General features: G+C 34.4%; 23 protein-coding genes. 20 read left to right on the top strand and 3 right to left on the bottom strand.

From position 1 onward, the window contains the following. Positions 1 to 2 precede the first annotated feature (2 nt). The 7 genes from Q9R40_RS02515 (at position 3) to Q9R40_RS02485 (ending at position 6,523) form a co-directional block, all read left to right on the top strand. A complete protein-coding gene (locus Q9R40_RS02515; protein ID WP_304676167.1) occupies positions 3 to 1,169 on the top strand; it encodes an SIS domain-containing protein in 1,167 nt (388 codons plus the stop codon). A 61-nt stretch (positions 1,170 to 1,230) separates the two neighbouring features. Further along, entirely contained in the window at positions 1,231 to 2,388 is a 1,158-nt protein-coding gene (gene nagA, locus Q9R40_RS02510; protein WP_053106821.1) for an N-acetylglucosamine-6-phosphate deacetylase, read from the top strand. A gap of 138 nt (positions 2,389 to 2,526) precedes the next feature. Then, positions 2,527 to 3,015: a PTS sugar transporter subunit IIB gene (locus Q9R40_RS02505; RefSeq protein WP_023599086.1), complete on the top strand. Its 489-nt coding sequence runs from the start codon at positions 2,527 to 2,529 to the stop codon at positions 3,013 to 3,015. Positions 3,016 to 3,026: 11 nt separating this feature from the next. After that, complete coding sequence (locus Q9R40_RS02500; protein ID WP_023599087.1) at positions 3,027 to 3,944, top strand: PTS sugar transporter subunit IIC; 918 nt, start codon at positions 3,027 to 3,029, stop codon at positions 3,942 to 3,944. Continuing rightward, entirely contained in the window at positions 3,931 to 4,749 is an 819-nt protein-coding gene (locus Q9R40_RS02495) for a PTS system mannose/fructose/sorbose family transporter subunit IID (RefSeq protein WP_023599088.1), read from the top strand. The genes Q9R40_RS02500 and Q9R40_RS02495 overlap by 14 nt, the downstream gene beginning before the upstream one ends. 23 nt (positions 4,750 to 4,772) lie before the next feature. Continuing rightward, entirely contained in the window at positions 4,773 to 5,171 is a 399-nt protein-coding gene (locus Q9R40_RS02490) for a PTS sugar transporter subunit IIA (RefSeq protein ID WP_304676163.1), read from the top strand. Between the two features lie 155 nt (positions 5,172 to 5,326). After that, positions 5,327 to 6,523 carry a zinc ribbon domain-containing protein gene (locus tag Q9R40_RS02485; RefSeq protein ID WP_304676162.1) on the top strand — a complete coding sequence of 399 codons (1,197 nt, stop codon included), beginning with the start codon at positions 5,327 to 5,329 and terminating at the stop codon, positions 6,521 to 6,523. Between the two features lie 45 nt (positions 6,524 to 6,568). Here the strand turns inward: Q9R40_RS02485 and Q9R40_RS02480 are convergent, their stop codons facing one another. Next, positions 6,569 to 7,045 carry a nucleoside 2-deoxyribosyltransferase gene (locus Q9R40_RS02480; protein WP_004896117.1) on the bottom strand — a complete coding sequence of 159 codons (477 nt, stop codon included), beginning with the start codon at positions 7,043 to 7,045 and terminating at the stop codon, positions 6,569 to 6,571. Between the two features lie 85 nt (positions 7,046 to 7,130). Here Q9R40_RS02480 and Q9R40_RS02475 point away from each other — a divergent pair, with 85 nt between their 5' ends. Beyond that, a complete protein-coding gene (locus Q9R40_RS02475) occupies positions 7,131 to 7,691 on the top strand; it encodes a PTS sugar transporter subunit IIA (RefSeq protein ID WP_304676159.1) in 561 nt (186 codons plus the stop codon). A 44-nt stretch (positions 7,692 to 7,735) separates the two neighbouring features. Here the strand turns inward: Q9R40_RS02475 and Q9R40_RS02470 are convergent, their stop codons facing one another. Then, positions 7,736 to 8,461: a GntR family transcriptional regulator gene (locus Q9R40_RS02470; protein ID WP_304676157.1), complete on the bottom strand. Its 726-nt coding sequence runs from the start codon at positions 8,459 to 8,461 to the stop codon at positions 7,736 to 7,738. A gap of 8 nt (positions 8,462 to 8,469) precedes the next feature. Beyond that, positions 8,470 to 9,273, bottom strand: a complete 804-nt coding sequence (locus tag Q9R40_RS02465; protein WP_023599093.1) for a tyrosine-protein phosphatase — start codon at positions 9,271 to 9,273, stop codon at positions 8,470 to 8,472. A gap of 173 nt (positions 9,274 to 9,446) precedes the next feature. On the opposite strand from Q9R40_RS02465, the gene Q9R40_RS02460 reads away from it, so the two are divergent. From Q9R40_RS02460 to nrdG, 12 genes are all read left to right on the top strand, one after another. Continuing rightward, on the top strand, positions 9,447 to 9,941 hold the full coding sequence (locus Q9R40_RS02460) for a universal stress protein (protein WP_004896111.1): 495 nt from the start codon (positions 9,447 to 9,449) through the stop codon (positions 9,939 to 9,941). A 403-nt stretch (positions 9,942 to 10,344) separates the two neighbouring features. Then, a complete protein-coding gene (locus tag Q9R40_RS02455) occupies positions 10,345 to 11,274 on the top strand; it encodes a phosphate/phosphite/phosphonate ABC transporter substrate-binding protein (protein WP_004898580.1) in 930 nt (309 codons plus the stop codon). A 107-nt stretch (positions 11,275 to 11,381) separates the two neighbouring features. Beyond that, positions 11,382 to 12,167: a phosphonate ABC transporter ATP-binding protein gene (phnC, locus tag Q9R40_RS02450; RefSeq protein ID WP_011161350.1), complete on the top strand. Its 786-nt coding sequence runs from the start codon at positions 11,382 to 11,384 to the stop codon at positions 12,165 to 12,167. Then, entirely contained in the window at positions 12,160 to 12,963 is an 804-nt protein-coding gene (gene phnE, locus Q9R40_RS02445; RefSeq protein ID WP_304676155.1) for a phosphonate ABC transporter, permease protein PhnE, read from the top strand. The genes phnC and phnE (Q9R40_RS02445) overlap by 8 nt, the downstream gene beginning before the upstream one ends. Beyond that, entirely contained in the window at positions 12,963 to 13,775 is an 813-nt protein-coding gene (phnE, locus tag Q9R40_RS02440) for a phosphonate ABC transporter, permease protein PhnE (protein WP_011161352.1), read from the top strand. Before phnE (Q9R40_RS02445) ends, phnE (Q9R40_RS02440) begins: the two co-directional genes overlap by 1 nt. Before the next feature lie 149 nt (positions 13,776 to 13,924). Next, positions 13,925 to 14,407: a hypothetical protein gene (locus Q9R40_RS02435; RefSeq protein WP_304676154.1), complete on the top strand. Its 483-nt coding sequence runs from the start codon at positions 13,925 to 13,927 to the stop codon at positions 14,405 to 14,407. Positions 14,408 to 14,459: 52 nt separating this feature from the next. Beyond that, the gene (locus tag Q9R40_RS02430; RefSeq protein WP_023599096.1) at positions 14,460 to 15,854 is read left to right on the top strand and encodes a metallophosphoesterase; all 1,395 of its coding nucleotides are present in this window, start codon (positions 14,460 to 14,462) and stop codon (positions 15,852 to 15,854) included. Positions 15,855 to 15,914: 60 nt separating this feature from the next. Next, positions 15,915 to 17,864, top strand: coding sequence for an asparagine synthase (glutamine-hydrolyzing) (asnB, locus tag Q9R40_RS02425; protein ID WP_014566984.1), 1,950 nt, complete (start codon positions 15,915 to 15,917; stop codon positions 17,862 to 17,864). A gap of 29 nt (positions 17,865 to 17,893) precedes the next feature. Beyond that, on the top strand, positions 17,894 to 19,225 hold the full coding sequence (locus Q9R40_RS02420; RefSeq protein ID WP_014566985.1) for a carboxylate--amine ligase: 1,332 nt from the start codon (positions 17,894 to 17,896) through the stop codon (positions 19,223 to 19,225). Between the two features lie 138 nt (positions 19,226 to 19,363). Continuing rightward, a complete protein-coding gene (locus Q9R40_RS02415) occupies positions 19,364 to 20,197 on the top strand; it encodes a helix-turn-helix transcriptional regulator (RefSeq protein ID WP_300592157.1) in 834 nt (277 codons plus the stop codon). A gap of 642 nt (positions 20,198 to 20,839) precedes the next feature. Then, complete coding sequence (gene nrdD / locus Q9R40_RS02410) at positions 20,840 to 23,050, top strand: anaerobic ribonucleoside-triphosphate reductase (RefSeq protein WP_304676153.1); 2,211 nt, start codon at positions 20,840 to 20,842, stop codon at positions 23,048 to 23,050. Beyond that, complete coding sequence (nrdG, locus tag Q9R40_RS02405) at positions 23,050 to 23,763, top strand: anaerobic ribonucleoside-triphosphate reductase activating protein (RefSeq protein WP_004898590.1); 714 nt, start codon at positions 23,050 to 23,052, stop codon at positions 23,761 to 23,763. The genes nrdD and nrdG overlap by 1 nt, the downstream gene beginning before the upstream one ends. Positions 23,764 to 23,801 lie beyond the last annotated feature (38 nt).

The following is a 23,801-nucleotide window of genomic DNA, read 5'->3' as shown; positions in this document are numbered from 1 at the left end:
TCATGTTTACAAAAACGGATGCAGAACTAAAACAGATGCGTGCAGACATTACCACTAGAGAAATTCAACAACAGCCTTCTCTATGGAAAGAAACTTTTAAGATATATATAAAAAAGAAAACAGAAATTGATAACTTTTTAGCTAAAATCACTGAAAAATTCGATAAAGTAAAAGTGATTTTTACTGGTGCAGGAACTAGTGCTTACGTAGGCAATACAGTAATGCCCTATTTGCGAAAGCATGGGGATCGTACTAAGTATGACTTTGAAGCAATTGATACAACTAAAATTGTTTCAACACCAGAAGATTATCTTGAAGCAGATACACCAACAATTTTGGTTTCTTTTGCTCGTAGTGGTAATTCTCCTGAATCAGTTGCAACTGTTGAGCTTGCTAAACAATTAGTTACTAACTTATATCAAATTGCTATTACCTGTGCTCCAGAAGGACATTTGGCTCAAGATTTAAAGGATGATACAAATGGCTTGGTTCTTTTAATGCCTGCTAAGTCATTAGACCAAGGCTTTGCGATGACTGGTTCATTTTCATGCATGAGTTTAGCTACTTTATTGGTTTTTGATACTAGAAGTGATGCTGAAAAAGAAGTAATTGTTAATGAAATTGCTGAAATGGGACAAAGTGTAATTGACCGTGAAGATGAAATTCAAAAACTAGTTAATATTGATTTTGATCGAATTACTTATATCGGTAGTGGTGCTTTAGGTGGATTAGCTGAAGAAGCACGACTTAAAATTTTGGAATTAACGGCAGGAAAAGTAGCAGCCTTATTTGATACTTCGATGGGATTGAGACATGGTCCTAAGTCATTCTTAGATAAGAAGACTATTGTTTTTGATTTTGTTTCTAACAATACCTACACCAGAAAATATGATTTGGATATTTTAGACGAGATCAAGGCTGATCAAATTGTTCCTTTAGTAATGGGAGTAGGTCAGCCTAAAAAGGGGCAAGATTTTGATGGAAAATTCTTTGCCTTTTCTGGAAAAGAAGTGCCAGATGCATATTTAGCCTTACCGGATATTATGTTTGGACAAACTATTGCCTTGCTTACTTCAATTAAAGTAGGAAACACCCCAGATACTCCATCCCCAACCGGAACTGTTAACCGGGTTGTCAAAGGAGTAACAATTCACAAATTCATCAAATAAAATTCAAATTTTGAAAACAGTTTCAGATTAAAATATAAATTAATTTAAGGAGTTAACTATTATGTCATATTACATCCATGCAGGAAAATTCTTTTTAGAAAATAGAACTGAAAAGGGAGGTTATCTTGAGGTTCAAGATGATGGTAACTTTGGTCTATATTATCGAGAAGATGAAAAGCCTAGCCATGGCTTAATTAAAGAATATGGCGACCAATGGATTGCCCCTGGTTATGTAGATACACATATTCATGGTTTGCTTGATGAAGATACGATGAAGAGTGACTGGGAAGGAATTGACAAAATCTCGAACGGTTTGTTGCAAGCTGGTGTAACTAGCTGGCTACCAACTACTATTACTGCTAGTGACAAAGAATTAACAGAAACGTGTGAAAAGTTTGCTGCACATAAGGGTGAAGAAACTGGTGCTAAAATTCAAGGTTTGCACTTTGAAGGACCTTTCTTTACTCCAAAGCATGGTGGAGCAGAAAATCCAAAGTACATGACTGATCCATCAATTATGCTTTTGAAAAAATGGCGTAAGGCTTCAGATGACCTGCTAATTAAGATTTCAATGGCACCTGAAAGAAAAAATGCTCGTCAGTTTGTACGTGAAGCAGTAAAAATGGGACTAGTTGTTGCTTTAGGCCACTCAGATTCTGATTTTGAAGATGCTATTGGTTGTGTTGAAGCTGGTGCTAGCGTATTTACTCATACATTTAATGGGATGAACAGTTTGTCACAACACTCACCTAATATTATTGGTGCTGCTTTTTCTTCACGTTTAACAACTGATGAATTAATCTGCGATGGTCACCATGTTGAAGAACCAGCTGTTCGTGCTTTGGTAAATGCACGTGGACCAGAACATATTGCTTTGATTACAGATTGTATGCAAGCAGGTTTAATGCCAGATGGGGACTATGTTTTAGGCGAATTACCAGTTTATGTTAAAGACGGAATGGCACGTCTAAAAGAAACTAATAATTTGGCCGGTAGTATTTTGCTCTTAAAGGATGCAGTTAAGAATGTAGTTGATTGGAATGTGGCAACACCTGAAGATGCAGTTATGATGGCTAGTTATGTGCCAGCTAAGAGCTGTAATTTACTTGATAAGTGTGGAGTGATTAAACCAGATCACCCAGCTGATTTTGTTGTATTAAACCATGATATGACTGTAAGTGAAACCTATCTAAATGGTGAATCACGTTATAAAGCTTAAAAGTTTATACCCTTTACAAGTAACTTTAGAAAATTTTAAAAAAGTGGTCGCAACCAGTTGACTAGCAAAACTTAATATACTAAGATTGAAATTGTAGAAAGCGTTTACAAAGTGTTTACAAAAGATGGAGGAATCTCTATGAATATTGTGGGAGCTAGAATTGATGGACGGCTTGTCCATGGTCAAGTAGCTAATCTTTGGACTCCAAAACTTCAAGTTGATCGCATTATTGTTGTTGATGAAGAAGCAGCAAAAAGCGATATTCAAAAAAGCGGGTTAAGAATGGCTACGCCTCTTACTACTCGTCTTAGTGTTTTGCCAGCAAAGGTTGCAGCTGATCACTTAATTCATGATCGTTATGGTAATCAGCGAGTATTCATTGTCGCTAAAAAGCCAGCAGCTTTCTTAGATTTAATTAACTTAGGTCTTAAACTTGATACCTTGAATGTAGGTACCATGTCTCAAACTGATACTACTAAGCAAGTGACTAAGCAGATCAATGTTGAGGAAAAAGACGTTGAAGACTTTAAGAAAATAGCGGATAAGGGTGTGAGAATCACAGCTCAGTTAACTCCAAGCGATGATTCTCATGACTTTATGAAATTAATGAACGAAAAGATTAAATAGGAGGTTTAATTATGGCTTGGTGGCAAATATTACTACTTACCCTCTATGCTGGGTATGAAATTCTTGATGAATTACAAATTTATTCATCGTTGAATACACCAGTTGGAGCTGGCTTAATTGCTGGTTTGATCATGGGTGACTTAAAAACCGGTTTAATTATTGGTGGTGCCATGCAACTTACGGTTTTAGGTGTTGGTACTTTCGGTGGTGCTTCTAAGATTGATGCCACAACTGGTACAGTTTTAGCAACAGCATTTTCTGTAAGTATTAAGGGAATGAGTCCACAAGTAGCTATTTCTTCAATTGCGGTTCCTGTAGCTGCAATCATGGTTCAATTGGATGTTTTAGCAAGATTTGCTAACACTTATTTTGCTCACAGAATTGATCACTTAATTGAAGAAAACAACTATAAGGGAATCGAAAGAAACTTCCTTTATGGTGCAATTCCATGGGCCTTATCTCGTGCCATCCCTGTCTTTATTGCTTTAGCATTCGGACGTGGCTTAGTTCAAACAATTGCTAACTCATTAAACGGAAACTTAAAGTGGTTAGGTACTGGTTTAACAGTAGCCGGTGCTGTCCTTCCTGCAGTTGGTTTTGCTATTTTGCTTCGTTACTTACCAGTTAAGAAGCACATTGCTTACTTAATTATGGGATTCACATTTACTACTTTATTCTCAGTTTTGTTTACAAGTATTCAAACTTTGGGTACAGGTCTTCAAGCAGCAAATAAATCATTTACTGCAACTTTCAATGGTCTACCAATGCTTGCAATGGCTTTGATTGGATTAGCATTTGCAATCTTACACTACAAAGATGAAATTAGTGGCAAAGGTGGCAGTGGTAAAGGCGGAACAAATGAAGCTGCAACTACTACAGAATCCACTAATGTAGCTTCAGAGGGGGAAATCACCGATGATGAACTCTAAACCAACTTATAAATTAACAGATAAAGACTTTAATCAAATTAACAGACGTTCTCTATTCGGTTTCCAACTAGGTTGGAACTATGAAAGAATGCAGAATACTGGGTATTTATTCTTAATCTTGCCACAACTTCGTAAGATTTATGGTGATAATACTCCAGAATTACAAGAAATGATGAAGACGCATGTTCAGTTCTTTAACACTTCTAACTTCTTCAATACCATTATTACTGGTATTGACTTAGCTATTGAAGAAAATGAAGGTGTTGAAGGTAAAGATACTGTTACTGGTTTGAAGGTTGGATTAATGGGACCTTTTGCCGCAATTGGTGACTCAATCTTTGCTGCCTTGATTCCAACAATCTTCGGTGCCCTGGCTGCTTCGATGGCTTCTCAAGGAAACCCAGTAGGTGTATTTATCTGGATTGCTGCTCAAATTGCTATCTGTTTCTTCAGATGGAAGCAACTACGGTTTGCTTATGATAAAGGTGTAGCTCTTGTTACTGATATGAGAGATCGTTTGAATGCTCTAACTGATGCTGCTACAGTACTTGGTGTATTTATGGTGGGTGCTTTAGTAGCTACGATGGTTAATGTTAAGTTTGCTTGGGTACCACAAATTGGTAAAGTTACAATGGATATCCAAAATAACTTAGATATGATCATTCCTAAACTCTTGCCTGCTTTGATTGTTGGCTTTGTTTACTGGTTACTTGGAAAGAAGAAGATGACCTCAACTAAGGCTATCTTAATTGTTTTAGTTCTTTCAGTTATTCTTGGCGGTGTTGGTGTTCTTGCTAAGATTTAGCAGTAAATTAAAGGAAAAATATTATGACAAAAGAATTAGTGTTAATCAGTCATGGTAAGATGGCTGAAGAAGTTAAAAAAAGTGCAGAGTTAATTATGGGTCCTCAAGAACATATTCATGTAGTATGTTTACTTCCAGAAGAAGGACCAGAAGATTTTGAAAAGAAATTTCAAGATACCATTAACGGTATTCCTGAAGAGGATTTAACAGTATTTGCTGATTTAATGGGTGGTACACCAGCCAACACAGTTAGTCGTTTGATTATGAGTGGTCAAAATATTCACTTAATTGCAGGGATGAATCTGGCTATGGTAATTGATTGGCTAAATAGTCAAATGATTGGTAATGATGCAGATTCTGTGGCTGCTGGTAAAGCAGGGATTGTAGATATTAATCAAATGCTTGCTAGCATGAAGAAATAAATACATTAAAGAAATAAAGAATGGCTCACGTTGGTAAAACTTACGTGAGCCATTTCTTTATTATTGATGCTTAATCTTTAGGAAGTTTTAGGATAAGCTAATACGTATGAAGTATAAGTAAGATAAATACTAGTAAAGATTAAAGAAGTGAAAAAATGAAAAAATTTTGTTCAAAATGTGGAGCACCCTTAAAACCTGATGATCAATTTTGCTCAACATGTGGTGCTCCTGTTGATGGTAACAGTAAACAAGAACTGGAAAAAATAAATTCTATTAAGCAAAGACCACAAGTCAAAAGAAGTGAAATTCGTAATTCTAAGAGAAATTTTAAAACAAGAAATATCATTATCGGAGTAATTATTGCTATTGTAGTGCTCGTTGCTGGATGTTGGGGAATTTATCAACATGGCCGCTCTTCAGCAGAAAGCAAAATAACTGGTGGTAATGGCAGACTAACTACTGCTGAAATAAAAAAGATGCCAGCAAAACAATTGGCTGCTTGGGCAATTCTTTACGCAGATAAAAAATATGGTAAAAAATGGGGAGAAGCAGCGGATGAATTAAGAAGTGGTCATTTAACAATTAAGAGCTATCGTAGCCATAAATTTGGCGACTATGAAATTAGTGCTACAAATGGTAGTACCTTATATGCTGTAAATGACCGAGTAGGATATTTGATTTCTAAAGATAAAACAGAGATAACTTATGTCGGAAATAAATCGAATTATAGTAATAGAAATGTTTTAGAACAAATTTATCCAGTAATTAAATCTGAAAATACCGAAGAGAATGTAAATAATTGGAATAATAATTTAACAATTGTTAAGGGAAAAGATAGTGCTGCCTCTTCAAGTGCAAAAAAATTTACAACTGAAAAAAAGAAAGATACTAAGGAAACTAAATTATGGTCGAATGACCAAACGGATAGGTTAATTAGTTATATGGATGATTTTGGTGATAAAATGCACCAACCATATTCGCATTATACTGGTAGTGGAAGTATAACGACTGCGGCTGGTCAAGAATATCCAAGTTTTTTATCAGAAGGGAAATTCAAATTGAGTTCAGGCGAGAAAGATAGTCGTAATCCTGAAGATATGGATAGTATTAGCCTTAAGTGGAATCCAAATGTTACTGATGAAGACAGTAATAGTGACACATATAATGTAGTTGCAATCTTTAACTATAACGGTAGAAGTGCTGAACAGCACATTACTTATCTTTTTTGCTTTTACCATGGAGAACCAGTAGCTCTTGTTGATCAAACAACTAATGGAGAATACACAGTGGTTCATGCAACGGCTAACCATGACTTAACTTCTAACTTTGAAGAAATTGCTAATAATGATTAGAAAAAGAAAAATCTGGTAGAAACTCTCTACCAGATTTTTTATCTCTTAATACACTGCACCGTCATAGAAGTTATATCTTGGACGGTTGAAATCAAATGTAGCTAATTCACTCATTTTAATTACGTTGTCAGCAACGCCCCAACTCATCAAATTGATTGATTCACCATATAATTCATCAGGAATTACAAGTAAAACATACTTTCCTTGAGACATAGCGTAACCTAATTCCATCCCTAAACCAACGTCTTCTTCTTTAGGAACATAAACGCCAAGCATAACATCACTAGTTTTAATACCAACTAAGTCACCATTATAAGTTGCTTGTGCCCATTCTTTATCATGTAAATATTCTGGATGTTCATCAACACGAATATCTTTATATTGATTTTGAAGAGGAACATAGCTATTTTCTAAATCAATAGTAGGATTAGCATTGAGAGCGCTCATTGCATCTTTGTAAGCCTTGTTTTGAGTTTCAGTAAACCAACCAGCACCAAAATAAACTGTTTTTTGTTTTGTCATGGAAAAACCTTTCTTTCTTATCGGTGGAATATTTTTTACATTAACTAACTTTAACAAAAATTGTCCAAAAGAAACACCCACTTTTGTGTTTTTGAAATCGGTTTTATATAATGAAACTAGAAATTTTTGCTCAGGAAAGGCGGAACCTACTACGAATACTAAAAAAAGTCTTTTCGATCCAGAAGCTGTCTTTGTAACAGACTTAACTGATCGAAACGAGATATTCAAGACCGTTTCTCAAAAATTATATGACTTAGGCTATGTTAAAGAAGATTTTTTAGGCGATATTATTGAACGTGAAGATAAGTATCCAACTGGGATTTCGATGAGACCTTTATCTAGAGAACTTCCAGATGTTGCAGTTCCTCATACTGAAGGGGACTATGTTAGCGCACAATTAATTGTACCGATTGCTCTTAGAAATTCAGCTACTTTTAATAATATGGTTAATCCAAGCGAAGCATTGGAAGTTAAGTTCTTATTTTTGATTTTAAATAATGATCCAGATATGCATTCAACTATTTTGGCTAAAATTATGGACTTTCTAGCTGGAACTTCAGTTGATGATTTAAATGAATTATTTAATTCAGATTCAAATGAAGAAATTTATGATTTTTTAGAGAACAATTTTGAAATTGAAAAATAAAAAGAAGCTGCACGGCAGCTTCTTTTTGTCTCCAGATTAAATTATTAAACTTCCGGATAATCAGTACTTGAAAATGAAAGTGAAAAGTAATCACATCGTTTATAACCAATGACTAGTTCAACTACTTCACCTGTAGTAGATAAAATAGTTTTTTTAACTTGTCGTACAACAGGATAATCTTTAGGTATTTTAAGTTGCTGACTAATTTCACTATCAGCTTTTACAATTGTGTCTGTTTCAGTAAAAGGCTCATCAAATAGGTACAATTGCTTATCGCTTTGCAAGGTTTCATAGATACTATGATAATTATTCGGATCTTTAGCTAAATTTCGATTAATAAATTTAGCTGGTATAAATGAACGGTGCACCATAAATGGTGTGTCACCAATTAAACGTAAACGTTCAATATAGTAGTAACTATCATATTTGGGTAAGCCGAGTTTTTTTAATATTTCGCTCTGCTTTTCCTCTTGGAGTTTCAAAACTTTAACTGTATCTTCTTCTTGTTTGTTTGAGAAGACTTCATTATCACTAAGACGAACTAATTTATCTTTTCTTGATCGTGAAATAAAAGTGCCTTTTCCTTGATGACGAACTAAGTAGCCTGCCTTGACAAGATCCTTTACAGCTCGAATAACTGTAATTGAAGAAACATTAAACTTATCTTTTAATTGAGCTTCGCTATAAAATTTATCTCCATATTTAAATTTTCCAGAGATAATTTCTTGTTTTAGCTCATTTTCAATTTGTAAATATTTTGGAATATCCATAATCTATATCAATCCTCAAGATAGATTCTCCTAAGATCCATGATATCACTGCTTGAGAGTTTCATGGTAGAACGAAGATATTCATTGATTCCTCCGTATTGCTGGTTTAGGACATGTACAGCATGGTCTAAGTATTCTGGATATACTGACTGAATATCCTTAATAGACTGCAATACACGCTTGCTAGAGCCGTCAGCGGCTGCTTGCTTAAGCATTGCATCAACAAAACTTTTTGTTGTGATATTAGTCAGAGTATAGTCATATTTGATAGTAGTAAAAGGTACTCCTAATGCTGATAAGATCAACAAAGCTCCAAACCCTGTCCGATCTTTTCCGGCAGTACAGTGGAAAAGAAGAGCATTCTTGTCTTTATCATTTGTAAGCAAAAGGTCAAAGAATTTGCGGTAAGCCTTTTGAGCAGTTTGTCCATTGATCATATCTTCATACGCAAAGAACATATGCTTGAAACCAAATTCAGGATCTTTTTCGGCATTCTCTTCTAAAGCAAAGATTCCCTTAGATGCATTAGTTAGATCATCACTAAAAACTGGATCAAAAACATATTTAGCGCCTTCTGGGACACGATCGGGATGATCATTTTTTTCTTTCTCGGTTCTAAAGTCAACGTCATACTTAACGCCATGCTTCTGTAATAATTCTAAGTCTGATGAAGAAAGATCAGCTAAATTACCAGTTCTAAGCAATTTGTTATATTTGATTGTCTGACCGGATATAGTTTTATAGCCTCCAAGTTCGCGGAAATTGCGACCATTTTGGATGCCAATTAATTTCGTCTCATAATTTTCGCTCATTAGTATTTTTCCTCACTATAGTTATTTAAGTACAGTATTAATACTTTAACATATTTTGTGACAGATATTTTCTTTTTCTCGGATTTATAAAAAGAAAACAGACTTATTAATTGTTATAATTAATGGTAAAATTACAATGTAAAGATGCAAATTCCATGCGGAGATGATTACTTATGGTAGAAGATTACGACAACATTTTAGTTCCAGTTGATGGTTCTGAAACAGCAGAGCGTGCGTTTGATAAAGCAGTAAAGATTGCTCTTGATAACAATGCTCATCTTGATGTATTGAATGTTATTGATACTCGTCAATTTATGGGAGAAATGCAGGATACTTTGATTTCTGGGGACACCATTTATCAAATGACGCAAGATTCCGAAGAGTATTTAAAGAGTTTAAAAGAATGGGCTAAGGAACATTTTAACTTTACTGATGTTTCTTACCATATTCGTTATGGCTCACCTAAGAGAATTATTGCAGTTGATTTTATTAAAGATCACCACAACGATTTGATTATTATGGGTGCAACTGGTATGAACGCAGTTGAAAGAATGTTAATGGGTAGCGTTACTGCGTATGTTAACCAACATGCTTTATCAGATGTGTTAATTGTTAAGACTGATCTTGACAATAACAAGGTTGCAAAGCCTAAGAAAAAGTATTTTTAAAAAACGAACATTATAAAATTCACTCTGTTGTCACTAATGGAGTGATTTTTTTATAAAGTGGATCGATCCAATTTAACTAATTAATAATTACTAGCGCTTACATTAAAATAATAGTATCCAAGTACGAATATTTTTGGTATGATACTTAAGAACGAACGTTAGTACTAGGAGAAAGGAAGAACGATAATGATGAATTTCGATTACAACATTATAAGCTGTAACCAAGATTCAGTGGCTCGTTCTTGGGCTGATTCCTTCGGGGAATCAGTCTTCATTGGTATTGGCGCTTTCGTTGTTTTTTTAGTGACTTTTCTGGCTCAATGTGATTAGCTCTTTTTGTCAGCTCATCATATTGGGTCTTTTTTTGTATTTGTCATTTAATGTTTTTCATTAGGAGGAAATGATGAAAAAGTTCAAAAAAGTCTTAGTAGGCCTTTTTGCAATTTTACTTGCTGTTGTTGCAACTGCTTGTTCTAACAAATCAAACAGTTCAAAGGATGGTTATACACCAAAATCATTGACTATCCAATTTGTACCTAGTCAAGCTGCTAATAAGCTTGAAGCTCGTGCTAAGCCTTTAGAAAAAATGCTTTCTAAAAAGCTTGGAATTCCAGTTCATGTTTCAATGTCAACTGATTACAACACAGTTGTTGAAGCTATGAAATCTAAAAAAGTTGATGTTGGTTTCTTACCACCTGATGGTTATGTATTAGCTCATAAACAAGGAGCTGCTGACGTTTTACTTCAATCTCAACGTTACGGCGTTAAGCAACCTGGTGGTAAGGCAACTAATAAATTAGTTGATTACTATAGAGCAGAAATTCTTGTTAAGAAAGGTTCTAAAATTAAATCTTGGAAGGATCTAAAAGGCAAGAGTATTTCAGTTCAAAACCCAACTTCTTCAGCAGGTTATGTTTTCCCAATTGCTGAACTTGGAGAAAAAGGTTTGGATGTGCCAAAGGATTGTAAGTTAGTTACTGTTACTGGCCAAGACCAAGCAGTTTTGAATGTATTAAATGGTGATACTGACGCAGCATTTGTGTTTGAAGATGCTCGTAACACTGTTAAAAAAGACAATCCTAAGATTATGGACCAAGTTGTCCCAATTTACTTCACTAAGCCAATTCCTAACGATACTATTTCTGTTAGAAGTGATATGTCTAAGTCCTTCCAAAAGAAACTTGCAAAGGCATTTATTGAAGTTGGTGAATCTAAAGAAGGTAAGAAGATTATCGAATCAATTTATAGTCACGAAGGCTACACTAAGTCTAAGGACAGTAACTTCGATATTGTTCGTAAATATGACAAGATTATTGCCAAGGACAAGAAATAGTCAATTAAATAAAGCTTAGTTAGTAAAAGATAATTGTCTCTAAAAGACGATTATCTTTTTATGCACTGTAGTCAATTTAAATAATGTTAAGGAGATTTTTAAATTAAATGGCAGCTACTAATCAGCCGATGATTCAACTAAAAAACGTTAGTAAAATTTATGATAACGGAACAGTTGGTTTAAAGGATATTAACTTAAATATTGATAAGGGAGAATTTATAGTAGTAGTAGGTCTATCTGGTGCAGGTAAGTCTACTTTACTTCGTTCAATTAACCGTCTACAAGATGTCTCAGAAGGAGATATTATAATTGATGGCAAGTCAATTACCTCTGCTAAGGGTAAAGACTTACGAGAAATTCGTCGTGATATTGGAATGATTTTCCAAAGCTTTAACTTAGTTAAACGTTCAAGTGTTTTACGCAATGTTTTAACTGGCCGAGTAGGTTACTATCCAACTTGGAAAACAACTTTTAACCTATTTACTAAGGAAGATAAGCAAAAAGCATATGAAGCATTGCAACGTGTTGACTTAGCAGATAAAGTTTATACTCGTGCGGATCAACTTTCCGGTGGACAACAGCAACGTGTTGCTATTGCCCGTGTACTTACTCAAAATCCTAAGATTATTTTAGCTGATGAACCAACAGCTTCACTTGATCCTCAAACTTCACGTCGAGTTATGCATGATTTGAAGATGCTTAATGAAGAATACGGGATGACTGTAGTTGCTAACCTTCACAGCGTAGAACTTGCTAAGGAATTTGGAGATCGAGTAATCGGTGTTCGTGCAGGTCAAATTGTTTATGATGGTAAGATGAGTGAAACTTCTCAAGCTGTCTTTGACGATATTTACAATGGTGGAAATGGCAAGAAAGGGGAAGAAGATGCCTAAATCTAAGGAACAGCATTTAGCTGAATTGCCTAAAAAGAAATTCAAAATTATGAACCTTGTATGGGTCGTAATTATGGTTTTAGGTCTCTTTCTTTCAGTAGATGTAACAAATACCCATATTAGTGTTTTATTTAATAACTTTAGTCAATTCACTGATATTTTTGTTCAAATGTGTCACCCCGATTGGGGATATGCCGCTACGGCAGTTCCACTTTTAATTGAAACAATTAAAATGGCAATTTTGGGAACTGTAATGGGATCAGCCATCGCGTTTGTTTATTCTCTTTTAATCGCTAGAAATATTGTTAAGAATAAGGCCGTTACTGGAGTTCTAAGAATAATTATGAATATTGTTAGAACTATTCCAGACCTACTCTTAGGTGCAATCTTTGTTGCCGTTGTAGGTATTGGTCCAGTTGCCGGTGTTCTAGCTTTAACTGTATTTACATTTGGTGTGGTTGTTAAATTGTTCTACGAAGCAATTGAAACAATTGACCCAGGTCCAATCGAAGCTTTAACAGCCGTTGGTGCAAATAAACTACAAATTATTCATTTTGCTGTGATGCCACAAATAATTACTTACTTTATTTCATATGTTTTATATGCATTTGAAATTAATGTCAGAGCTTCAACAGTTCTTGGATATATTGGTGCCGGTGGTATTGGTTTGTACTTACAACAAACTCTTCAAGTCTTTGACTATGCTAAGACCGGTATGATTATCTTAGTTATTATCGTTGTCGTAGTTATTATCGACTACATTTCTACTAAATCTCGGGAGGCGTTGATGAAATAATGGATACTACAATGAAAAAATTACCTCCTAAACCAGTGGATACTAAGAAGAAGGTTCAACACTGGACAATTGCCATTGTTACTATCATTTTAATTATTTGGTCATTTGTAGGAATGGATTTTGGCGGAATAAAGGCAAGTGCAGGTCAAATTGCAGGAGCTATTGTAGCCGGAATTTTTCATCCTGACTGGTCATATGTATATAACGGAAGCGGTGAAGATTTAATTTCTCAATTATGGGAAACAATCTGTATTGCTTTCTTGGGTACTTTTATTTCTGCAATTATTTCTCTACCTTTCGCCTTTTGGGCAGCTAATACGCGTCATAAGAAATGGTATACATCCCGTTCAGGAAAAGTTGTATTAGCCGTTATTCGTTCATTCCCCGAAATTGTTTTAGCTTTGATGTTTATTAAAGCCGTAGGACCAGGTTCTGCAGCCGGTGTGTTAGCATTAGGTTTCCACTCAGTTGGTATGCTTGCTAAATTGTTCTCAGAAGCAATTGAAAACCTTGAAGAAGGGGCAAATGAAGCCGTTACTGCAGCTGGTGGATCTAAGTTTAACATTATTATGTTTGCCACAATGCCTAACTTAATGCCAGCCTTAATCTCTAACACTTTGTATCGATTTGATGTTTCAATCCGTTCAGCATCTATTCTAGGTTTAGTTGGTGCTGGTGGTATTGGTTATCCATTAATTATTGCCTTGCAATACCGTCAATGGAATCGTGTTGGTGTAATTCTAGTTGGGATTATTGTCATGGTTGTTGTTATTGACTGGATTTCTGGCTGGATTCGAAAGAAATTAGTTTAATTAATAAAACGAGTAGTAAAATCAGAACTACTCGTTTTTATTTTGGCAAATTATAAAATTTTTTGTAATATCTACCTATTAATATACATAAGTACAGGAAAAAAAGAACTTTTTTGTTATAATGGAAGTTGTATTTCAAGGAGGACAATATGGATAATTTAACTACCATGACATTGGCTGACGATATGGCTTTATCACAAGAAAAAATTATCAACGGCCAACAAGACCTGAATACCAAGAGAATTTATAATGAAATTAATAGTTTGGATATTCTTGATAAGCCAATCGAAGAATACTTTGATATGACTCAAGATGAATACTATAATAGTGAATCTGATGGTAAATTAACTTTACTACATTTAGATAAACCATTACGTGAATTAAATGATCGTATTTTAACTAACCACGTAGATGGATATGTAGATCAAGATAAGATTAATTTAACCTATAATCATGAGGATCCATTGCAAGATGGTAGCTATGATCGTGCCACTGATTTACATGTACTTTTATATAGTTTAAAAGTCATTGGCGCTGTGAGAGCTATTGCTCCTAATGATTTGAAAAAGGTTTTGTCTAAAGATGCGGTTTTATCATTGGGTCTTGCCGCAAATGCTTTGGCAAATAATTAACCCCAAGGCCAACTAAAGGCCTTTTTTTGTGTGATGAGTGGGGAAGAGTATCATGAAAATTATCAAGAAAACCAAGGGTATGATTGATAAATTTTCCGGTGTTACCCGGAAGATGATGCGGAAGAAAAGTAATATTCCATTTGATGGAATGCAAAAGTATATGACTGTTGGTGAGTATAACGTTGGAGCGCCTGAAGGAACTCCACATGGTGAAGAATATAAGCTTATTGTTTATAAAGATACTGACAATGTCTTACACCAAGCTTTACGTTCGATTAATGCGTCTGATTTAGCACCAGCTTATGTTCGAAAATTTGATAAAAGATTAAACCGTTATACTGCATTTGTTAATAAGCAGACAGGACGTCGTTATATCGTTGAAGATCAATTAGATCAGTTAGTAGATTATGTAAAAAAGCATAGCCGAGATGGCTATAACTCAATTAATATCGGTGTTTTAACCGATACACACTATAAAGATGCTGATAGTATTGATTTTTATGGACATAACGGACTTCGTCATGTTAAAGAGTTTAATTATCTTGAAGATAAAGATGTTTTAGATTTAAAAGCTCATTTAGGTGATTGGATGGATGGATCCGATCCAGGATTAGTTGGCGAAGCAGAGTTGATATCTTTGTCTAGAACGTTTAGATCTAAAAAAACTAACTTTGCTGTCATCAAGGGCAACCACGATGAAAATGATAAATTTGATGAGCATCATGATCTGAAAGCTAGTTTTCCGGAAAATGAATTTGAAGATATAATGTGGCCAAGTATGTATGCGCAAGATGGTATTCACTATATCACGCGCAAGCACGGGGTTGCATATTTTGATAAAGATGACGTCAGAATCATTACGGTCAATACATCTGATTTACCTTATGAGCTAGATGAGCAAGGTAAGAAAAAATACGATACTAAACTTGCTTTAGCGATTCGTGAAGATCAGATGCAAGAAATTATCGAAATTCTTGAAAATTCAAATGGTAAAACAATTATTTTCATGAGTCATGCAAATCCTATTACTCGCAAGGGAACGAATGCCTTGAAATTTAATGGGCGTTCTCTACATGAATTAATGGTTGCCTTCAATCAACGTGAAAAAGGCTATCTTAATTCAAGGGATGTTCCTCCTGAATTTACCCTAGCTAACAGCTTTGATTTCACAAAGATAAAAAATGCAAAAATAGTTGCATATTTATGTGGACACCGTCATACTGAAGACCAATATCGCATTAACGGTATACAATATATATTTTTTAATTGCTCGGCTCTAATGGGCCCTAACCATGCGCTTACTACGCAATATAATAAGCGCTGGAATAGACAGATGGATCATGCTAATGAAGCAGCTGGATATATAGTAAATGTTGATGTTCAAAGACATTTATTACAAGTATTTGGATATGGGGCCGCTTCTAAGAGACGATTCTATCGAATTTAATTTTTGAAATGTAAATAGCTTATAATAAGACTACTGTTTATTTTGAGGTGAAAGTTACTTATGTGTGGAATTTGTGCGTTTTTTGATCCTGAATTAAAGGATAAAGACTGTGCTATTCAAGGAATGATGGATACAATTAAACACCGTGGTCCGTCTTCTGATGGAAAATATACTAATGATCAGGTGGCTTTAGGTTTTAGACGTTTGTCAATTATTGACCTTCGTGGTGGAAGTCAACCAATTTTTAATGAAGATAAAAGTAGAGCAATTATTTTTAATGGGGAAATTTATAATTTTAAACCATTAAGAAAAGAATTAATTGATGCAGGTCATACCTTTACTACTAAGGCTGATACTGAAGTTTTGCTTCACGGCTATGAAGAATGGGGAATGGATGGCTTATTGAAGAAAGTTCGTGGTATGTTTGCCTTTGTAATTTGGGATGACAATACCAAGACTTTATATGGGGCTCGTGACTTCTTCGGAATTAAGCCAATGTACTACTCAGACCAAAATGGCAAGTTAATTGTTGGTAGTGAATTGAAGAGCTTCTTAGCTTACCCAGGATTTAAAAAGGAATTAAATACTGAAGCAGTTAAGCCATACTTAATGAACCAATATAATGACTTAAAGGAAACTTTCTTTAAGGGTGTTTACCGCTTCCCAGCAGGTCATTGGTTTGAATACAAAGATGGCAAAATGAAGACTCATCAGTACTGGGATGCTAAGTATGTTGAAAATAGTCTAAGCTTTGAAGAAACCTTAGATAAAATCAATGAAGACTTAAAAGAAACTGTTGATTTATACAGAAATGCGGACGTACCAGTTGGTGCATTCTTATCTGAAGGTATTGATTCTTCCTACTTAACTAGTTTACTTGACCCTGAAGATGTCTTCTCAGTTTCTTTTGATGATTCTACATATAATGAAGCATCAAAGGCTAAGGCACTTTCTGACTTACACGGCTGGAAATTCTTTGCGGATAAAGTTGATGCAGATGAAGCAATGCGCGACTTCCCAGAAATGCAATATCACATGGACGAACCAGATGCTAACCCATCTATTATTCCATTATGGTACTTGTGTAAATTAGCTAGAAAGCATGTTACTGTTGCCCTTTCTGGTGAAGGTGCCGATGAATTATTTGCAGGCTACGTTAACTACGGCATGCATACCCATAATGATGTAATTAAGGTCTTTACTGCTGGCCTTAAGAAATTACCTAAGAAGAGTCGGGTTCGTTTAGCTCATAAGATTAAGAAGATGCCTAACTTCCCAGGTAAAGTACATATGTATACTAACTTGGCAGAGCCAAGTGAATTTTATGTTGGACAATCTGTCATTTATGATATGGACTATCCAACCATCTTTACTTCTAAAGATGCTAATGGTATTTTGCGTGATAAATACAAGAATGATTTGACAGTTAACGGTATTTATCAAGAAGACTTTAAGAAAGTTAAAAATATCGATGAAGTTAAGCAAATGCAATATATTGATCTTCACCACTTTATGCTTAATGATATTGAGCAAAAAGCAGATAAGATCTCAATGGCTCACTCTCTAGAATTACGTGTGCCATATCTTGATAAGAAGATTGCAGAACTCGCTAACTCAATTCCAACTAAATATTTAGTTAACCGGCACGATACTAAATATGCTCTTCGTAAAGCATCTGAGAAGGTCTTACCAGAAGAATGGGCTCAAAGACCTAAGCTTGGCTTCCCAACTCCAATTAAGCAATGGCTTAAGGAACCAAGATTTTACAAACAAGTTAGAGAATTATTTACTGAAGACTTTGTAGATGATATTTTTGACCAAAAGAAGATTGTTAAATTGCTTGATGATAACTACAAGGGTGACGGTTCAGCTCGTCGTCAAATATGGGCTATTTACACTTTCCTAGTTTGGTACAAGTTATTCTTTGTTGATTATGATGAAACTGTTAAGAAGTATCAACATGTTCAACCAGAAGTAGCAGAATTAATCGAAAGTGGCAGACTTGTTTAATTAAAGTTAGAGAGAAGTACGGATACAAAATGGTACAAGCAAAATTTACCCCTATTTTATTAGGTAGTGATATCAATGTTTACGGAATGGCCCGCTCCTTCAACGAGGCTTATGGAATTAAGGTTCAAGCTTGGGCTGCTAGTCAATTAGCAGCAACGCGCTATTCTAAAATTGTTGACGTAGAAGTTCATGAAGGTTTTGAAGAAGATCCAGGCTTTATGAACGTTATGAAGCAAAAGATTGAAGAATACAAGAATCATCCAGAACCAGTTATTTTAATTGCTTGTGGAGATGGATACGCAGAATTATTAGCTAAGCATAAGGATGAATTGAAGGATACTTTTGTTGTTCCTTACATTGATTATGACTTGCTAGAGAAGCTAATTTCTAAAGAAGGTTTCTACGAAATTGCTGAAAAGTATGGTCTTCCATATCCACACACTAAGATTGTGACTATGGATGATTATAAGGCTGAAAATTATTTGAATTTACCATTTGATTATCCAGTTGAATTGAAGCCAGAAGATCCAGTTTCATGGTTGAATTGTCAATTTGAAGGCCGTAAAAAAGCCTTTACTATTCACGATGAGGCAGAATTAGTAGATATCGTTGGTAAAATCTATACTAATGGTTATACTGAAGATTTGATTTTACAAGATTTCATTCCAGGCGATGATTCTAACATGCGTGTTCTTAATGCTTATGTTGATAAAGATCACAAGGTTAAGATGATGTGCTTAGGTCACCCACTTCTTGAAGACCCAACTCCTCAATCTATCGGTAATTACATGGCAATTTTGCCAGCCTTCAGTCAAAAGCTTTACGATACTGTTCAATCATTCCTTGAAAAATTGAACTATACTGGTATGGCTAACTTTGACATTAAGTACGATCCAAGAGATGGAGAATACAAATTCTTTGAGATCAACCTCCGTCAAGGTCGTTCAAGTTTCTACGTAACTTTAAATGGTTATAACTTAGCCAAGTGGTATGTAGATGACTATGTTGAAGATAATTTAAAGGACAAGCCAACAGTTTATGGAAATAAAGATGGGGCTAACTATATGTTGTGGCTTGGTGTTCCAAAGAAGATCTTTAAGGAATATGCTTACGACAACGGTTCAAAACGCCTAGCTGAAAAGTTAATTGATGAGGGTCACTACGGTACAACTGTCTTCTATGATAAAGATCGTAGCTTAAAACGTTGGTTATTGATGCACTACATGTTCCATAACTACTATGCTAGATATAAGAAGTACTACCAAGTAAATAAGGGCCAATATTTTGAAGAAGAAGCTAAAAAATTAGAAAAACAAGCTCTTCGTGATGGTCAACAAGAAAACCATGAAAATGAAATTTAATTAGAAAAATATCCTTAAGGAGTGTTGCTCTTTAAGGATATTTTTTTATTTTTTAAATGAAAACTGTTATTTTTAAATTGTATATATTATACTAACAAAAATATGGGTTAATTTGTATGATTAAAAAGGGAGAGTAATTTGAAGATTGGAGAAGCTTTACGAGAAGTTCGACTTAATCTAGGATTGAGTCAAGCTAAAATGTGTGAGGGAATAGTACAAAGACCTTTTTATGCACTTGTTGAAAGTGGAAAAAGTGGAATTAGAGCTGAAAGCTTAATAATGCTTTTAATTAAGCATGAAGTAGATATAAATTATTTTTATAATTTGGTAATGGACTCTTATGTAACGTCAGAAGCTCAAATAGATAGAATGCTACAAAATAAAATGGAGTATGCTGTTAATTCTAAAAATATTAAGAGTATAAATTATTACAAAAATAAAATTATTCGTTCATCCTCTGATGAAATACTAAAACTTAGAGCGCAAGTAACAGCTGCTTACTTTAATAATCAACTGGATAATATAAATGATGAAATATGTCAAAAAATATATAAAGAATTTGATAAAGAGAATTGGATTAAATCTCCAGCACTTTTAAGATTATTGGCTAATACAATGCCATTATGGAAGCATGAAATCTTATCTTCTCGCATAAAACATTTATTGCACATAGTACAAAGAAAAAAAGTAGGGTCGGAATTAATGCTAGAAAGATATGTTAGAATTTTCGAAAACTATCTAGTAACTTGTTACGATCAAAAAAAGTATAAAAGTGTGGAAGATGCCTGCTTTATTAAAGAAATTATTGATTATATTTTAAATAACGTAACATCGTTTCATTTTATGATATATAGATTTCATGCATATTATATGTTGGCATTATTTGAAAATGATCAACAAAAATTAGCTAATATTCAAAAAATTTTAAGAGAGTATGGATATGAAGATATTATAGGTAGCTGGCCGACATAGCTGTAATAAATATAATACAATGCAATAAATATGAGCGTTGCTTATGCTAAGATGAAAAAAATAATAAATATAGGAGAAAAAGTTGTATGAAATATTGGAAAACTTTTACGCTCAGTAGCCTTGTATATTTAATTTGTTTTTTTCTTGATTACATTGTAGAGCTATTTAGTATTAATGAAACTAGTGTTAAGACAACAATATTTGGATTAAAGATAGTTACTAAAATGACAATGCACTCCCTTAACACTACTTTTTCTTTGACATGGTACACTCTTTTAACTTATGTGATATTTGTGCTTTTATGTGAATTAGCTGTATTTATTTTTTATAAGAATAAGAATATAGGATAATCAAAGTTGACATGGTACAAAAACAGTGAAAAATTGAAAATCTAAATATTTTGAGATAGACTTTTTAAGTTTTATCCTTTTTCCGAGAAAAATACTGCTGAGATTTTTTTACTCTCAGCAGTATTTTTTTGACTACTTTACTAATTATAGAAAATTTTAAAAATGAGCCTCTCTCCTGCTAGACGTGACTTTTGCTTAATACAATATATATGATCCAAAATGTCAATACCTACAATATCATGTAGTTTCTGATAGAATAGAACCATAGATATTGTGAAAGAAGATAATAACCATGTTACAACAAGATGCTCAAATTAAATCAATTACTCAAATGACACTGCCAGAAACAGCTATTAAAAGAGACGGTAGCATCTATCCTTTTGCTCTTTACAAAATTGAAATGGTTTTAGATAGCTTGCATCTGACTGAACATGAAGCAGATATTCTACCTGCTATCCTTCAAAAACTAAATGGTGCAAAGCAGACTTCTACTGAAAAAATAGCAGATGCATTTGTTCAAACATTAATCGAACTCGGCTTTAGTGATGAAGCAAATGCTTATGTTGATTATCGTAGAGAAGACGAAGCTAATTTTAAGAAGCAAACTGAGACCACTAACCGTCTGGATCGCTTAGTTCATCATGATCCAACAATTGTTAATGAAAATGCTAATAAAGACTCACGTGTTTTTTCAACTCAGCGTGATTTAACAGCTGGTGTAGTTGGTAAAACAATTGGTTTAACGATGATGCCAGAACATATTGCGAAAGCTCACTTACGCGGTGACATTCACTGGCATGACCTAGATTACACACCGCTCAGTCCTCTAACTAACTGTTGTTTGATTGACTTTAAAGAGATGCTAAGTCATGGATTTACAATCGGAAATGCAAATATTGAATCTCCTCATTCAATTGAAACTGCAACTGCTCAAATGTCTCAAATTATCGCTAATGTTGCTTCTAGTCAATACGGGGGCTGTTCTGCTGACAGAATAGATGAAGTTTTAGCTCCATATGCTGAAAAGAATTATCACAAGAATATTAAGGAAGCTAGCGAATTCTTTGACGATGAAGAAAAAATCAAAGCCTTTGCAGTTAAGCGAACAAAAAAAGATATCTATGATGCTATGCAAGCTCTTGAATATGAAATTAATACCCTATTTTCAAGCCAAGGACAAACTCCCTTTACTACTTTAGGATTTGGATTAGGAACATCCTGGATTGAACGTGAAATCCAAAAAGCAATCTTAAAGATTAGAATTGAAGGCTTGGGAAAAGACAAAAGAACAGCTATCTTTCCTAAGTTAGTCTTTACGCTAAAGAAGGGACTTAATTTACATCCTGGAGATCCAAACTATGATATCAAGGAATTAGCTTTGGAATGTTCTACTAAGCGTATGTATCCAGATATTGTTAGTTATGACATGATTAAGAAAATTACTGGATCATTTAAAGCTCCAATGGGTTGTCGTTCCTTCTTACAAGGTTGGAAAGATCCAGAAACTGGTAAAGAAGTAAATTCCGGTCGTATGAACTTAGGCGTTGTTACTCTAAACCTACCTAGAATTGCAATGGAATCAAAAGGAGATAAAGACTTATTCTGGCAAATCTTTAGAGAAAAGGTCCAAACAGCTCATGAAGCTTTGCAAATTAAGGCTAAACGTTGTACTGATGCTATGCCTGAGAATGCTCCAATTCTTTATGAATATGGTGCTTTTGGTAAAAGGCTAAATGCGGAAGATAATGTAAATGATCTTTTCAAAAATGGACGCTGTACAGTTTCCTTAGGTTATATTGGGCTTTATGAAGTAGGTACAGTCTTTTATGGTCCTAATTGGGAACATAATGAAGAAGCACACCAATTTACTATTAATATTGTTAAAGAACTTCACGATTACTGCGCTAAATGGGAAAAAGAAGATCCAAATCACTATCACTACAGTGTATATTCAACTCCAAGTGAAAGTTTGACTGATAGATTTTGTCGTCTGGATACTAAAAAATTCGGTAAAGTTAAAGATATCACGGATAAGGAATATTACACTAATTCATTCCACTACGATGTAAGAAAGCACCCAACTCCATTTGAAAAATTAGCTTTTGAAGCTCCATATCCATTTTATGCTGCAGGTGGATTCATTCATTATTGTGAATATCCAAACCTTAAGCAAAATCCTAAGGCACTAGAAGCTGTCTGGGACTGGGCTTATGATAAAGTAGGATACTTAGGAACCAACACTCCAATTGACCAATGCTACAAGTGTGGTTTTAAGGGTGAATTTAAGGCAACCGCTAAAGGCTTCGAATGTCCACAATGTGGAAATCATGATCCAGAAACTTGTGACTGTGTAAAGCGTACTTGTGGTTATCTAGGCAATCCTTTGAAACGTCCAATGGTTCATGGTCGTCATGAAGAAATTGTCCATCGTGTAAAGCACTTGAATATGGGAATGGAAGAAAAGATGGCTAAGGATGAAGTTAGAAAGAATGACGAATACTGATGCCAGAGAAGGATAAAAATAATCAAGAAGGTCCTGATGTTCGAGGAAATCTAATTAAGGTTAATGTTGGTGGAGATACAATCTTTGTTGATTCTAATCAATACAAACCACAAGTTGAACATGCCAAAAAGTTAAAACAACAACATAGAAAACCGAAAAATCCTAAGCCACAAGAATGGAAGTCAGAAGAATACTCTAAGCATAAAATTGCTGACTATAAGCCATTTAATTTTGTTGATGGTGAAGGAGTTAGATGCAGCTTATATGTGAGTGGATGCTTATTTGACTGTCCCGGTTGTTATAATTTAGCAGCCCAGAATTTTAATTATGGACGTCCTTATACACAAGAATTAGAGGATAAAATTATTGAAGATATGTCTCAATCCTATGTGCAGGGCTTAACTTTATTAGGCGGCGAGCCCTTTTTAAATACTTGGGTGTGCTTGAAATTAATTAACCGGGTACGAAAAGAATTTGGACATAGTAAAGATATTTGGTCTTGGTCAGGCTATACTTGGGATGAACTTCAAAAAGAAACGCCCGATAAGAAAGAAATGCTTTCAAAGATTGATATTTTAGTTGATGGACGTTTCATGGATGATTTGAAAGATCTAACACTACAATTTCGTGGTTCAAGTAACCAGCGAATTATTGATGTTCAAAAATCAATTAAGGCTAATAAGGTTGTTATTTGGGATAAACTAGTTAGATAAATTTGATAGAATAAGGGAAACAAGAGAGTTTCTCTTAT

It is taken from the genome of uncultured Lactobacillus sp., from assembly GCF_948948975.1.
Taxonomy (GTDB): domain Bacteria; phylum Bacillota; class Bacilli; order Lactobacillales; family Lactobacillaceae; genus Lactobacillus.
This window is presented reverse-complemented; position numbering and strand designations above follow the sequence as displayed.

Coding starts and splice junctions, on each gene's coding strand:
- nrdD (WP_304676153.1), top strand. CDS start 20,840: ATGTTACAACAAGATGCTCAAATTAAATCAATTACTCAAATGACACTG.
- phnE (WP_011161352.1), top strand. CDS start 12,963: ATGGATACTACAATGAAAAAATTACCTCCTAAACCAGTGGATACTAAG.
- nrdG (WP_004898590.1), top strand. CDS start 23,050: ATGCCAGAGAAGGATAAAAATAATCAAGAAGGTCCTGATGTTCGAGGA.
- Q9R40_RS02500 (WP_023599087.1), top strand. CDS start 3,027: ATGGCTTGGTGGCAAATATTACTACTTACCCTCTATGCTGGGTATGAA.
- Q9R40_RS02515 (WP_304676167.1), top strand. CDS start 3: ATGTTTACAAAAACGGATGCAGAACTAAAACAGATGCGTGCAGACATT.
- Q9R40_RS02460 (WP_004896111.1), top strand. CDS start 9,447: ATGGTAGAAGATTACGACAACATTTTAGTTCCAGTTGATGGTTCTGAA.
- Q9R40_RS02490 (WP_304676163.1), top strand. CDS start 4,773: ATGACAAAAGAATTAGTGTTAATCAGTCATGGTAAGATGGCTGAAGAA.
- Q9R40_RS02485 (WP_304676162.1), top strand. CDS start 5,327: ATGAAAAAATTTTGTTCAAAATGTGGAGCACCCTTAAAACCTGATGAT.
- Q9R40_RS02495 (WP_023599088.1), top strand. CDS start 3,931: ATGATGAACTCTAAACCAACTTATAAATTAACAGATAAAGACTTTAAT.
- Q9R40_RS02435 (WP_304676154.1), top strand. CDS start 13,925: ATGGATAATTTAACTACCATGACATTGGCTGACGATATGGCTTTATCA.
- Q9R40_RS02505 (WP_023599086.1), top strand. CDS start 2,527: ATGAATATTGTGGGAGCTAGAATTGATGGACGGCTTGTCCATGGTCAA.
- Q9R40_RS02455 (WP_004898580.1), top strand. CDS start 10,345: ATGAAAAAGTTCAAAAAAGTCTTAGTAGGCCTTTTTGCAATTTTACTT.
- phnE (WP_304676155.1), top strand. CDS start 12,160: ATGCCTAAATCTAAGGAACAGCATTTAGCTGAATTGCCTAAAAAGAAA.
- Q9R40_RS02465 (WP_023599093.1), bottom strand. CDS start 9,273: ATGAGCGAAAATTATGAGACGAAATTAATTGGCATCCAAAATGGTCGC.
- Q9R40_RS02470 (WP_304676157.1), bottom strand. CDS start 8,461: ATGGATATTCCAAAATATTTACAAATTGAAAATGAGCTAAAACAAGAA.
- Q9R40_RS02430 (WP_023599096.1), top strand. CDS start 14,460: ATGAAAATTATCAAGAAAACCAAGGGTATGATTGATAAATTTTCCGGT.
- Q9R40_RS02420 (WP_014566985.1), top strand. CDS start 17,894: ATGGTACAAGCAAAATTTACCCCTATTTTATTAGGTAGTGATATCAAT.
- Q9R40_RS02480 (WP_004896117.1), bottom strand. CDS start 7,045: ATGACAAAACAAAAAACAGTTTATTTTGGTGCTGGTTGGTTTACTGAA.
- nagA (WP_053106821.1), top strand. CDS start 1,231: ATGTCATATTACATCCATGCAGGAAAATTCTTTTTAGAAAATAGAACT.
- phnC (WP_011161350.1), top strand. CDS start 11,382: ATGGCAGCTACTAATCAGCCGATGATTCAACTAAAAAACGTTAGTAAA.
- asnB (WP_014566984.1), top strand. CDS start 15,915: ATGTGTGGAATTTGTGCGTTTTTTGATCCTGAATTAAAGGATAAAGAC.